This is a genomic window from Cobetia sp. BL01, from assembly GCF_056493605.1.
This window is the reverse complement of the sequence record NZ_JBVBEE010000005.1, coordinates 218,309-230,885: the sequence shown is the minus strand read 5'-3', so window position 1 is coordinate 230,885 and position 12,577 is coordinate 218,309. Positions and strand designations below refer to the sequence as shown.

Annotated in this window: 13 protein-coding genes; 4 read left to right on the top strand and 9 right to left on the bottom strand. The window is 61.5% G+C overall.

Annotation, left to right across the window (positions count from 1 at the left end):
- Positions 1-12 precede the first annotated feature (12 nt).
- Positions 13-351, top strand: coding sequence for a P-II family nitrogen regulator (gene glnK, locus ACZYGA_RS11650; RefSeq protein WP_024951507.1), 339 nt, complete (start codon positions 13-15; stop codon positions 349-351).
- Between the two features lie 190 nt (positions 352-541).
- On the opposite strand, the gene ACZYGA_RS11645 is transcribed toward glnK, so the two are convergent.
- Positions 542-1,318 carry a ferredoxin--NADP reductase gene (locus ACZYGA_RS11645; protein ID WP_077379620.1) on the bottom strand — a complete coding sequence of 259 codons (777 nt, stop codon included), beginning with the start codon at positions 1,316-1,318 and terminating at the stop codon, positions 542-544.
- A 281-nt stretch (positions 1,319-1,599) separates the two neighbouring features.
- On the opposite strand from ACZYGA_RS11645, the gene ACZYGA_RS11640 reads away from it, so the two are divergent.
- On the top strand, positions 1,600-2,547 hold the full coding sequence (locus tag ACZYGA_RS11640; protein ID WP_077379622.1) for a LysR family transcriptional regulator: 948 nt from the start codon (positions 1,600-1,602) through the stop codon (positions 2,545-2,547).
- A 147-nt stretch (positions 2,548-2,694) separates the two neighbouring features.
- On the opposite strand, the gene ACZYGA_RS11635 is transcribed toward ACZYGA_RS11640, so the two are convergent.
- Entirely contained in the window at positions 2,695-3,123 is a 429-nt protein-coding gene (locus ACZYGA_RS11635; RefSeq protein WP_077379624.1) for a host attachment protein, read from the bottom strand.
- A gap of 290 nt (positions 3,124-3,413) precedes the next feature.
- On the opposite strand from ACZYGA_RS11635, the gene ACZYGA_RS11630 reads away from it, so the two are divergent.
- Entirely contained in the window at positions 3,414-3,950 is a 537-nt protein-coding gene (locus ACZYGA_RS11630) for a hypothetical protein (protein WP_479399253.1), read from the top strand.
- Positions 3,951-4,094: 144 nt separating this feature from the next.
- Here ACZYGA_RS11630 and ACZYGA_RS11625 read toward each other — a convergent pair whose 3' ends face one another.
- The 7 genes from ACZYGA_RS11625 to hemE form a co-directional block, all read right to left on the bottom strand.
- On the bottom strand, positions 4,095-4,823 hold the full coding sequence (locus ACZYGA_RS11625; protein WP_479399255.1) for an amino acid ABC transporter ATP-binding protein: 729 nt from the start codon (positions 4,821-4,823) through the stop codon (positions 4,095-4,097).
- 78 nt (positions 4,824-4,901) lie between these two features.
- Entirely contained in the window at positions 4,902-6,026 is a 1,125-nt protein-coding gene (locus ACZYGA_RS11620) for an amino acid ABC transporter permease (protein WP_191236440.1), read from the bottom strand.
- A gap of 10 nt (positions 6,027-6,036) precedes the next feature.
- A complete protein-coding gene (locus ACZYGA_RS11615; protein WP_136939467.1) occupies positions 6,037-7,227 on the bottom strand; it encodes an amino acid ABC transporter permease in 1,191 nt (396 codons plus the stop codon).
- A 229-nt stretch (positions 7,228-7,456) separates the two neighbouring features.
- Entirely contained in the window at positions 7,457-8,482 is a 1,026-nt protein-coding gene (locus tag ACZYGA_RS11610) for an amino acid ABC transporter substrate-binding protein (protein ID WP_077379634.1), read from the bottom strand.
- 413 nt (positions 8,483-8,895) lie between these two features.
- On the bottom strand, positions 8,896-9,759 hold the full coding sequence (gene speE, locus ACZYGA_RS11605) for a polyamine aminopropyltransferase (RefSeq protein WP_077379636.1): 864 nt from the start codon (positions 9,757-9,759) through the stop codon (positions 8,896-8,898).
- A 271-nt stretch (positions 9,760-10,030) separates the two neighbouring features.
- Positions 10,031-10,402, bottom strand: coding sequence for a VanZ family protein (locus tag ACZYGA_RS11600; protein ID WP_136939468.1), 372 nt, complete (start codon positions 10,400-10,402; stop codon positions 10,031-10,033).
- Positions 10,403-10,458: 56 nt separating this feature from the next.
- Positions 10,459-11,556, bottom strand: a complete 1,098-nt coding sequence (hemE, locus tag ACZYGA_RS11595) for a uroporphyrinogen decarboxylase (RefSeq protein WP_077380000.1) — start codon at positions 11,554-11,556, stop codon at positions 10,459-10,461.
- 339 nt (positions 11,557-11,895) lie between these two features.
- Between hemE and ribA the strand changes: the two genes are divergently transcribed.
- The gene (gene ribA / locus ACZYGA_RS11590) at positions 11,896-12,531 is read left to right on the top strand and encodes a GTP cyclohydrolase II (protein ID WP_077379640.1); all 636 of its coding nucleotides are present in this window, start codon (positions 11,896-11,898) and stop codon (positions 12,529-12,531) included.
- Positions 12,532-12,577 lie beyond the last annotated feature (46 nt).

Sequence of the window (12,577 nt, the reverse complement as noted above, 5' to 3'; positions counted from 1 at the left end):
AGGAGAGAGACGATGAAACTGGTCACTGCCATCATCAAGCCATTCAAGCTCGACGACGTACGCGAATCCCTGTCCGAGATTGGCGTCCAGGGTATCACCGTGACCGAGGTCAAGGGTTTTGGCCGCCAGAAGGGCCACACGGAGCTGTATCGGGGTGCCGAGTATGTGGTCGACTTCCTTCCCAAGGTGAAGCTCGAGGTCGCCGTGGATGATGCCATGATCGATTCCGTGATCGAGGCGATCACCAATGTCGCCAACACCGGCAAGATCGGCGACGGCAAGATCTTCGTCTCGCCGCTGGAGCAGGTCATTCGCATCCGTACCGGCGAGACCGGCAAGGACGCCGTCTAAGCCCCTGGCGAAAGCCCTGGCGATGACGTGCTGCCCCGACGGGTGACATGAGCACACAAAAAACCGCAGGCCATTGGCCTGCGGTTTTTTCGTTTCAGCACGTGCCGTTCATGCGTGATGCTCGTGGTTCATGCTCAGGGCATCACTTCTCGACATGCTTACGTCTCGACACGCTCACTTCTCAACACGCTCACTTCTCGACAAAGGCACGCTCGATCACATAGTCACCCGGCACACCCATCTTCGGCGAGATGGCGAAGCCACGGGCATCCAGCATGGCGCTGATATCGTCGAGCATCGCCGGCGAGCCGCAGATCATCGCGCGGTCACGCTTCGGGTCCAGCGGCGGCAGGCCGATGTCCTCGAACAGCTTGCCATTCTCGACCAGATCCGTGATGCGGCCCTGATTGCGGAACTCCTCGCGCGTCACGGTCGGGTAGTAGATCAGCTTCTCGGCGATCTCTTCCCCAAGATACTCGTGCTTGGGCAGCTCTTCCGCGATCATGTCGGCATAGGCCAGCTCTGAGACATGGCGCACACCGTGCATCAGGATGATCTTGTCATAGCGCTCATAGGTCTCCGGGTCCTGAATCACGCTCAGGAAGGGCGCCAGGCCAGTTCCGGTGGAGAACAGGTAAAGATTCTCGCCCGGCAGCAGATCGTCCAGCACCAGCGTTCCGGTGGGCTTGCGCGAGACCATGATCTGGTCACCCGGCTTGAGGTGCTGAAGGCGTGAGGTCAGCGGGCCGTCCTGCACCTTGATGGAGAAGAACTCCAGATGCTCTTCGTAGTTCGGGCTGGCGATCGAGTAGGCGCGCATCAGCGGCTTGCCTTCGACTTCCAGGCCGATCATCACGAACTGGCCATTCTTGAAGCGCAGGCTGTCTTCCCGCTGGGTGCGGAAGCTGAACAGCGAGTCGTTCCAATGATGGACGTCGATGACTTCGGTAGTGGTCAGACTGCTCACCTGGTGGCCTCCCGGGGTCGCGCCCCTTGAAATCAAGCATTCTATTATGGAATAAGCAAATAACAGCTTATGACCCAATGAACTATGCAGCGATTGTAGTCACTGTTGGGTTATGCGTTAAATGGTTTATCTGGATATAGGTTATCCAGACTATCAATATTGATTGCGAATGAATCGCATTACAAGCCCGGCAATGGCCTGCTTCACATTGCAGCGCGAACCGGGTGTTGCGCTGGCCAGCGAGCTCCTCTCGACACTGCCTGCATGCACAAGGAGGCGGAATGCGTTACAGCCTGCGACAACTGGCGGTCTTCGTTGCCGTGGCACGCCATGACAACGTCTCGCTGGCAGCCGAAAGCCTCGCGATGTCACAGTCCGCCGCCAGCACGGCCTTGGCCGAACTGGAGCGCCAGTTCGACTGCCGCCTGTTCGACCGGCATGGCAAACGCCTGCGCCTCAATGGTCTGGGGCGCGAACTGCTTCCCAAGGCCATCGCCTTGCTGGATCAGGCGGAAGAACTCGAGCAGCTGCTCGGCCAGCAGGATGCCACCGGTTCACTGGAAATCGGCGCCACCCTGACCATCGGCAACTACCTGGCGCCCCAGATCGTCGGCAGCTTCCTTGAGCATCATCCGGCCAGCCGTGTGGAGCTGCATGTCCTCAACACCCACCAGCTGATCGAGAAGCTGGCGCATTTCGAGCTCGATATCGGGCTGGTGGAAGGCGAGGTGGAGCACCCATTGCTGGAAGCCACGCACTGGGTAAGTGATCGCCTGAGCATCTTCTGCGCTCCCTCGCATCCTCTGGCCCGAGGAGAGGTGACGCTCGCACGTCTGCTGGAGGCGCGCTGGATCATGCGTGAACGGGGCTCTGGCACCCGCAGCACCTTCGAACAGGCACTGCGCCCACACCTCGAGAGCCCCTCGGACAGCGTGGCCCAGCGACTCGACATCATGATGGAACTGGAGCACACCGAGGGGATAAAGCGCGCGGTGGAGGCCGGCCTGGGAATCGGCTGCGTTTCACGACTGGCGCTGCGAGACGCCTTCCGGCGCGGTAGCCTGGTCGAGCTGCCCACCCCATGGCTGGAGCTGACTCGCGCCTATCGATTCGTCCATCATCGCGACCGCTTCATTACCCAGGCCATGCGCGAGTTCGTGACAAGCTGCCGCACCCTGAGTGGCTCTGCCTCACGCAGCGACGAGATCGAGATGCATCAGGTACCGTGACCATCAAGCAGCATGGCTACAGGTACGCAAGCACTCACTTACCCTCCATATTGCATGACGCCAACGCACAAGCACCGCCAGCGAGTCCGCTGACGGTGCTTTCAGATTCAGCAGGCCGTATAACGCCCTGCCGTCATGTCACCGACTTCAGTGATTCAGGCCAGTGAAGCGTTGCTTGATGTCGTCGGCACTCTCATGGGAGAGATCCTTGTCGACGGTCTCGCTGACCAGCTTGGCCACCGGCTTGTCGAGCTTGTCACGCAGCGCACCGAGGAACTTGGGTGCGGCAGCGATGATCAGCTGATCAAACTTGCCGTCGTTGGCCGCCTGCTTGAGATATTGCGCCACTTCCTTGGCGAAGAAGTCCTGATGCTTGTCCGAGGTCGCGCCATCATCTCCCGTCTGATGCAGGCTACCGTGCCCGCCACTGGACTCGCCCTTGCCACCGGTTCTCAAGTCACCGGTATGCTGACGGCTTTCAGGATGTACGAGGCTGTCCACTTCAGTGACCTTGCCGGCAGCACGGGCAAAGATACGAGCGCGGGCGGCATCAGCAGCAACGATGTAAGTAACCATTTACACACTCCCTGTCTCTCGTGAGGCGTCGTTGATCAGATATTGACGATCATCTTCTGCGTTCATCAGAGGACATGCTGGCAGCGGAGTGAACATTCAACCCTTGCCGGACTGTGGGGGTAATTTTTCCACACCCAAGCGAGGAGAATTGCCGACATGACGACATGGCCGTCGCCACTCCCGGACATGACGCGGCTGGCGAAGTGCGTGCTAACATCCGCTGCACACAGGGCCCGCTCTGTCCTCTTTCTCGCCCTCTCACTCTTTTGCTCTGTTCCGGAGATGTCTCGATGCGCGATCTGCTCCTGATGCGCCGCCCACTGCCCCGCCGTGTGCTGGTCACCGCTCACCTGTCGATTCAGCTGGGCCTTCTGGTCGCGGCTACCGGTTGGACGCTGCAGCACCTGACGCCCATCGGGCCGGACAATTCACTGCTGGCACAATGGCCAGTCCTGTCTCAGGGTGTCGGCAGTTTCCTGCTGGCCTTCGTTCTCACGCGTCTGCTGTTCGAGCTGTTGATGGCACCGCATCACGTGATGAGCGTACGTGGCGCCAACCACTCGCTGGATGCGGCCGCGCTTGTCACGCGCTCCATCTCACGTCGCCCTGCCGTGCATGACGATGACGACAGCTGGGTCGGCAAGCCGCGCAGTGTCACCTGGCCGCGCGAGGGCGAAGAGGCATCAGCTGCCACACCGGCGGCACCGACGCCTGCCGAAGCATCGTCCAAGGCCGCCGCCAAGCCGCAGGAACCGAGCCTGGGCGGCGACGATGAGCTTCCGGACACCAGCAGCACCGAGGCACGCAGGACGGAACCCAGTCTCTGATGACACGTCACGATGAGTGGCGCTCGGACGAAGCGAGCACTCACTGACACCCTTGTGGAAGACATACGAAAACGCCCTGTGTGATTGTCATCACACAGGGCGTTGTCTTTTCTGCGGCTCACATCATCCAATCAGTCCGTGGCCTCAATGCCCCAGTATCTGGCTGAGGAACAGCTGGGTCCGCTCGGACTGCGGATTTTTGAAGAACGGCTCCGGCGCGTTCTCTTCGATGATCTGCCCCTGATCCATGAAGATGACACGATCCGCCACCGTCTTGGCGAAGCCCATCTCGTGGGTCACGCACAGCATGGTCATGCCTTCATTGGCCAGTTCGACCATGACATCCAGCACTTCCTTGATCATCTCCGGGTCCAGCGCCGACGTCGGCTCATCGAACAGCATCACCTCCGGGCTCAGACACAGCGAGCGTGCGATCGCGACACGCTGCTGCTGGCCACCGGACAGCTGCCCCGGGAACTTGTGAGCCTGATCGGCGATGCGCACCCGCTCCAGGTACTTCATGGCTTCGGCTTCCGCCTCGCGGCGTGGCCGCTTCTGTACCCAGATCGGCGCCAGACAGCAGTTCTCCAGCACCGTCAGATGCGGGAACAGATTGAAGTGCTGGAAGACCATGCCGACGTTGCGACGGATCGCCTCGATCTGCTTGATGTCCTGGGTCAGCGGCATGCCGTTGACCACGATATCGCCTTCCTGATGCTCCTCGAGATGGTTGATGCAGCGGATCATCGTCGACTTGCCGGACCCTGAAGGCCCGCAGATGACGATACGTTCGCCCTTGCGCACGCTCAGATTGATGTCGCGCAGCACGTGGAAGTCGCCGTACCACTTGTTGAGGCCCTTGAGTTCGATCATCGGGCGCTCATCGGCACCGGTGTTGCCCTGCGAGACAGATGTTGTCGTTGTCATGATGAAGATTCCTTGGCGCCGTGATCAGCGCTTCTTGTGACCGGTATGCAGCAGGCGCTCGAGATACTGGCTGTAGCGCGACATGCTGAAGCAGAAGACCCAGAAGACCAGTGCCACGAAGGCATAGCCCTCGATGGAGTAGCCCAGCCATTTGGGGTCGGCGAGACCGGCCTGCACGATGGCGAGCAGATCGAAGAGCCCGATGATCAGCACCAGCGAGGTGTCCTTGAACAGGGCGATGAAGGTGTTGACGATGCCGGGGATCATCATCTTGAGCGCCTGGGGCAGCACGATCAGCCCCATGTTGCGCCAGTAGCCCAGCCCCAGCGCCATGCCGGCCTCGGTCTGCCCTTTCGGGATCGCCTGCAGGCCACCACGCACCACCTCCGCCATGTAGGCACTCTGGAACAGGGTGATGCCGATCAGCGCACGCACCAGCTTGTCCAGATTGACCTCACCGGGCACGAACAGCGGCAACATCACCGAGGCCATGAACAGCACGGTGATCAACGGTACCCCGCGCCAGAACTCGATGAACACGACGCAGATGCTCTTCACGATCGGCATCTCGGAACGCCGTCCCAGCGCCAGCAGGATCCCCAGCGGCAATGCCGCCACGATGCCCACCACCGCCAGCACCAGTGTCAGCATCAGGCCGCCCCACTCGTGGGTGCCGACGACCTCGAGCCCGAAGCTGCCACCATGCAGCAGGAAGTAGGCGATGAAGGGGAAGACCGCCAGCGTGACGATGGCGACCCAGCCCTTTGCCGGCAGTTTCGGAATCGCCAGCCAGGCGATCAGCGCGGCAAAGATGGCGAACACGATATCGACCCGCCAGGTCTCCTCACTCGGATAGAAGCCATAGATGAACTGATCGAGGCGCGCACTGATGAAGACCCAGCAGGCCCCCTCACCCGTGCAATCAGCACGCGATGTGCCACTCCAGTCGGCATCGATCAGCGCCCATTGCAGGCTGGGCACCACCAGCAGGTAGACCAGATACAGCGCGAACAGCGTGAACAGCGTATTGATCGGTCCGGCGAACAGATTGGCTCGCAGCCAGGCCACCGCACCGATGCTGTCGCTTGGCGCCGGGCGGGAATCGATCATCTTCTCGGTAACCCGTGACAGGGTCTTTTCAATCGACATGGGCAGACCCTCAGCGCTCGACCAACGCCATGCGGGCGTTGAACCAGTTCATGAACATGGAGACCAGCAGACTGATGGTCAGATACACCAGCATCGTCATGGCGATCACCTCGATGGCCTGACCCGTCTGGTTGAGCGTGGTACCCGCGAAGACCGAGACCAGATCGGGATAGCCGATGGCCGTGGCCAGCGACGAGTTCTTGATCAGGTTCAGGTACTGGCTGGTCAGCGGCGGGATGATGACGCGCAGTGCCTGTGGCACCACCACGAGGCGCAGCGTCATGCCACCGGTCAGCGACAGCGCCCGTGAGGCTTCCGTCTGGCCGTGCGGTACCGCTTCGATGCCGGAACGCACGATCTCGGCAATGAACGCCGCGGTGTAGACCGACAGCGCGACCCACAGGGCGAGGAACTCGGGAACGACCGTAATGCCGCCACGGAAGTTGAAGCCCTTGAGTTCCGGCAGCTCCCAGCTCAGCGGCATGCCCATCGCGAAGTAGGCCAGCAGCGGCGCCACGATGATCAGACCGAGCGAGATCCAGCCCGCCGGCAAGCGCTGACCGGTACGGGCCTGACGCTGGCGGTTCCAGTAGCTGAAGATGCCGCTGGCGACGACGGCCAGCACGAACACGGCAATCACCACCGAGAAGCCGCTGGAGGTGATCGGTGCCGGCACGAACAGACCGCGCACGTTGAGGAAGAAGGCCTCGCCCAGCGACAGCGAACCTCGCGGACTCGGCAGAGTGCGAAGAACGGCGAAGTACCAGAAGAAGATCTGCAGCAGCAGGGGAATGTTGCGGAAGACTTCGATGTAGACCGCCGCCAGCCGCGAGATCAGCCAGTTGGGGGAGAGACGGGCGATCCCCATGATGAAGCCGATCACGGTGGCCGCGATGACGCCCAGTGCGGATACCAGCAGAGTGTTGAGCAGACCGACGATGAAGGTATCGCCATAGGTGGACTGCTCGGAATAGTCGATCAGACTTTGCAGAATGCCAAAGCCTGCGGTGTTGTCCAGGAAGGCAAAGCCGGTGGTGATGCCACGGCTTTCGAGGTTGGTCAGGGTATTGCTGACGATGATCGCCAACACGCCGAACACGCCTGCCAGCATCAGAAGTTGGAAGATCAGTGCTCGCTTGGCCGGGTCACGCCAGAATGGCGGCTTGACCGTGGCCGGCGGGCGAGAAGCAGGTTGTGTCATACAGGCAATCTCCGCCGGAAAGCTATGCGACTTCCGTCTGCCGCCCTATCGAACGGCAGATCAGTTATCTCTCGGCACTCGAGGAAAGGATCACGGGGAACAGACCAAGCCCCTCACGACGCTGGCCAGGGGAAATGACCGTATGGCCACTTCTCCCTGGCCAGCGTCCTTGCTCAGCCTGCGTCACGGTTCACCCGGCTCGCGCTGGACCTCCAGGCGAGCCGAGGCATCAGCGAACGGGCGGTGCGTACTGGACGCCGCCGTCGGTCCACAGCGCGTTCAGACCACGCTCGATCCCCAGAGCGGAGCCGGTGCCGACATTGCGCTCGAACATCTGCCCGTAGTTGCCCACCTGCTTGATGACCTGATAGGCCCAGTCAGCCGGCAGCCCCATGGCTTCGCCGTAGTTGCCATCGGCACCGACCAGACGCGCGACATTGGGATTGGTATCCGACTTCTTGGCTTCGATGTTGTCGGAGGTCAGGCCCATCTCTTCGGCGTTGATCTGAGCGAACAGGGTCCATTTGACGATGTTGAACCACTGGTCATCGCCCTGACGGACGACGGGGCCCAGCGGCTCCTTGGAGATGACTTCCGGCAGTACCATGGCGGAGGCCGGATCGGAGAGCTTGATGCGCAGGGCGTAGAGCTGGGACTGGTCGGAGGTCAGGACGTCACAGCGGCCCGCTTCGAAGCCCTTGACGGTCTGGTCGGAGGTGTCGAAGACGACCGGCTCGAAGGACATCTCGTTGAGGCGGAAGTAATCCGCCAGGTTCAGCTCGGTGGTGGTACCGGACTGGATACAGACCGCCGCGCCATCCAGCTCCTTGGCACTGGAGACCCCCAGGTCCTTGCTGACCATGAAGCCCTGGCCGTCGTAATAGTTCACGCCGGCGAAGTTGAGGCCCAGAGACGTGTCACGCGTGGCGGTCCAGGTGGTGTTGCGCGACAGGACATCGATTTCACCGGACTGCAGCGCGGTGAAGCGTTCCTTGGCCGTCAGCGGGACGTAGCGCACCTTGCTGGCATCACCCAGCACAGCCGCCGCGACACCACGGCAGACATCGACATCCAGGCCCTGCCAGTTGCCGGCGTCATCCGGCGCCGAGAAGCCCGGCAGACCGGTGCTGACACCACACTGGACAAAGCCCTTTTCCTTGACGCTGTCCAGAGTCGCGGCACTGGCACCACTGGCTACCGAGGCAGCCAGGAGGGCGGCGCTAGCGATCAGCAGTGGCTTCTTGTTGTTATGCATCTTGAATCCCTCGCGTATGTCTGGAATCCGCTCGGAAACACCCCGAGACGGTGATGGTGCAATGCTGTGCATGGCACCCCTCGACAATAGCAAGCTCCGTTCCAATTTCCGCCTATCGTGTGATCCGCTGCGTTCAACGCTGAAAAAACAGCCGAACGGCAGTGAAAACGGCCAAACCTCCCGATGCCGACCGTCGATCATATGGCGAGACAAGCGTGCAGATAGTGGCGTCTGACGCCTCGTTCGCTTCATATCGGTGCAAAATAAAAACGGCCGTTTCATGACGAAACGGCCGTTCTTGAACTTTCCTGCGCTCCGGTCTGGGGAGTTGCGACCAATGTCGCAGCCCCCCTGACTCAACGCTACCGCGCACTGAAACGCATTCTTCACGCCCCGATGCGCTTCTGGATGACTCAGTCTTCCAGCAGACGCTGCATGAAGGGAGGCAGTACCAGGGCGGCACGATGGCCTTCCACGGTATAGAAATCGCGCGCGAAGCTGGCCGCAGCCGCGTCTTCCTCACGGAAGGACTTCACGTCACATCCCTTGCCCGCCAGGGTGCAGCTCCACCAGCCGGACGGGTATACCGGCTGCGGGAACGGCAGGGTCGCGACGCTGTCGAAGCCCGCTTCGCCCATGTCGTTGCGCAGGTCCTTGATGATGGAGTCGGTGTGATACAGCGGCGACTCGCTCTGCTGCACCATCACCCCCCCCTGCTTGAGGATACGGTGGCAGCGCTTGAGGAAGTCGGTCTTGAACAGACCTTCCGCCGGACCGACCGGATCCGTGGAATCGACGATCAGCACGTCGATGCTCTCGTCCGGGCAGTTGTCGACCCACTTGACGCCATCCTCGAACAGCAGCTCGGCACGCGGGTCATCATTGGACTCGACCAGTGCCGGGAAGAACTGCTCGGAAGCCCGCGTGACCGCCGGATCGATGTCGATCTGGGTGACCTTCTCCACGCCCGGGTGCTTGAGCACCTCACGCAGGGTGCCACAGTCGCCCCCCCCGATGATGACGACACGCTTGGGGGCCGCGTGGGTGAACAGCGCCGGATGCGACATCATCTCGTGATAGAGGAAGTTGTCGCGGTCGGTCAGCATCACGCAGCCGTCCAGCACCATCAGATTGCCGTAGGTCTCGGTGGCATAGACCTCAAGGTGCTGATAAGGCGTCTGCTCGTCATGCAGCTTGTGGCTGACCTTGAGTGAGAAGGCGCTGCCGTGGCGGTCGAAGATTTCGGTGAACCAGGAGCCATCGAGATGTTCGGTCATGAGAACCCTCACAAGGGATATCGGAGTCGGATATCAAGGTATGAATAAGAGGACGGGACATCAGACCCTCAAGGCCTGAATCATCGACGCACGCGTCATCGGGCGATGCAGTCCTGATCAATCAACAGGACTCAGGCGCAGCACCATAGCCAAAGACACGCGGAGTGGAAAGAGCTTGTGCACGATCTCGAGGCACTGGGGTTGATGCGCGATGACCAATGACTCACCCGCCAGGCCTCTTCTGGCGGGTAGAGGCCTGGCACACGGCCCGTCACAGGCGGCTCAGGCGCACCATCAGACGTCCGCCCAGATGGCAGCCAAGCCCGGCAAGAATGCCGAGGAAATCCGCCAGCGCATCCAGCACTTCTGCCCCGCGATAGGGAATCACCAGCTGCAGCCCCTCGATGCCAACGCCCAGCAGCAGCAAGGCGGGCAGGATGACAAGACTGCTCAACCCGGCCAGCCGCGTGGTCAGTGCCAGCAAGGCGAAGGCGGAGAAATGCTGCAGCTTGTCCCAGGGGAAGGTCTGCTCCGGGTGAGGCTCACCCGGCGAGAGCGTGCCGAACAGGATCAGCAGCAGGCAGAACAGTGCCACGCACGCCCAGCCTCGCCTCGGCGCGAGGCGTTGCTCCAGCGGCGTCATGCGTGATACCCCGCCATGAAAGACACGGCGGGGCTGTCAGCCATCAGTGACATGGTTCAATCGCGCGCCAGCGGCGTGGCGTTGGCGGTGTCATCCTGATGATAGGCGGGGCTCAGCTCATGCAGAGCGTCCATCAGAGCATTGACGTTGCCCGGGTCAGTGAACTGGCTGATGCCATGCCCCAGGTTGAAGATGTGGCCAGGCCCCTGACCGTAGCTATCGAGAATGCGGCCGACTTCGGCACGAATCGCGGCGGGAGTGCCGAACAGCGCATTCGGGTCCAGATTGCCCTGCAAGGCCACGCGATGGCCGACGCGCGCGCGCGCATCCGACATCTCGGTGGTCCAGTCCAGGCCGACACCGTCACAACCGCTGGCGGCGATGTGCTCGAGCCACTGGCCGCCATTCTTTGTGAACAGGATCACCGGCACGCGATTGCCTTCGCTGTCAGGCTTGAGGCCAGCGACGATCTGCTCCATGTAACGCAGCGAGAACTCGAGATAGGCCGGTGTGGACAGGGTGCCGCCCCAGGTATCGAAGATCTGCACTGCCTGGGCACCCGCCGCGATCTGGGCGTTCAGGTAATCGGTGACGGCCTGAGCGAGGGTGTCGAGCAACTGATGCATGGCTTCGGGGCTGGAATACATCAGGCCTTTCACATGGCGGAAGTCCTTGCTGGAACCGCCCTCGACCATATAGGTCGCCAGTGTCCAGGGACTGCCGGAGAACCCGATCAGCGGTACGCGACCGTTCAGCTCGCGGCGGATGGTCGAGACAGCACGCATGACGTAATCGAGATCACGCTCGACGTTCGGAACGCTCAGCGCCTCGATTTCCGCGGCGGTGCGCACCGTCTTGCGGAATTTCGGACCTTCACCTGTCTCGAAGTAAAGCCCGAGGCCCATGGCATCCGGGATGGTCAGGATGTCGGAGAACAGAATGGCGGCATCGAGCGGGAAACGCTCCAGCGGCTGCAGCGTCACCTCGCAGGCACGCGCGGTGTCCATGCACAGGTCCATGAAGCCACCGGCCTGACCGCGGATTTCACGGTATTCCGGCAGATAACGGCCCGCCTGGCGCATCATCCAGACAGGGGTACGGTCAACCGGCTGACGGGCCAGCGCGCGCAGGAAGCGATCATTCTTCAGGGTCATCGGAATCACACATCAGCTCGGGAATGTCCCGGCATTCTACCAGAGCCTGAGCAAAATCCCGCCCATCGCGACGATGCAACAAATGCATTGGCTTTCCCCTCGCTTTCCGCCCAGACACCCGCCCGGCCTCTCCTCCTGAAGTGCTTCTACGGATTGTGGTGGTGTCGGCAACAACGCTTTTCCATCGCAGGCGATGAGTCGCACGCTTCAGACTGGTAAACTCGCCTGATGATTGCATGCTGGCCGCCAATGACGTGAATCACTCATCGAGACATTGCCGAGACCCTGCATGCCCGTGCTTTTTCAGCCCGGCGATTGTTCGGGCGTTCGAGGTGAACAGTGACCATTCGATTCATCGCCGCCTCGCGGCTGCCAACCCCCTGGGCGACCTTCACCATGCACGGTTTCGAGGACGAAACCACCGGCAAGGACCACATCGCTCTGACCCTGGGCGACATCGATGACGGTGCCCCGGTGCTGGGCCGTGTGCATTCCGAGTGCCTGACCGGCGACGCCCTCTTCTCCATGCGCTGTGACTGCGGCTATCAGCTGCAGGAAGCGCTCAAGCGCATTGCCGCCGAAGGACGTGGCGTGCTGCTCTACCTGCGTCAGGAAGGGCGCGGCATCGGCTTGCTCAACAAGATTCGCGCCTATGAGCTGCAGGATGGCGGTGCCGATACCGTCGAAGCCAATGAGCGCCTGGGCTTCGGCGCTGACATGCGCCGCTACGATATCTGCGTCCCGATGCTGGAGCATCTCGGGGTCAGCACCCTCAAGCTGATGACCAACAACCCGCGCAAGGTCGATGCGCTCACCCGCGATGGCGTCACCATCAGCGAGCGTCAGCCGATCACCACCGGTCTGAACCCGCACAACGAGCAATACCTCTCGACCAAGGCCGGCAAGCTTGGCCACATGATGGCACTCGATGACTTCACCCACGCCAGCGACGTGGATATCGAGCGCAGCGAGTAGAGATCGAGATGCGGGAGGGGGCACTGATGTGCTCCCGCCCATCGAG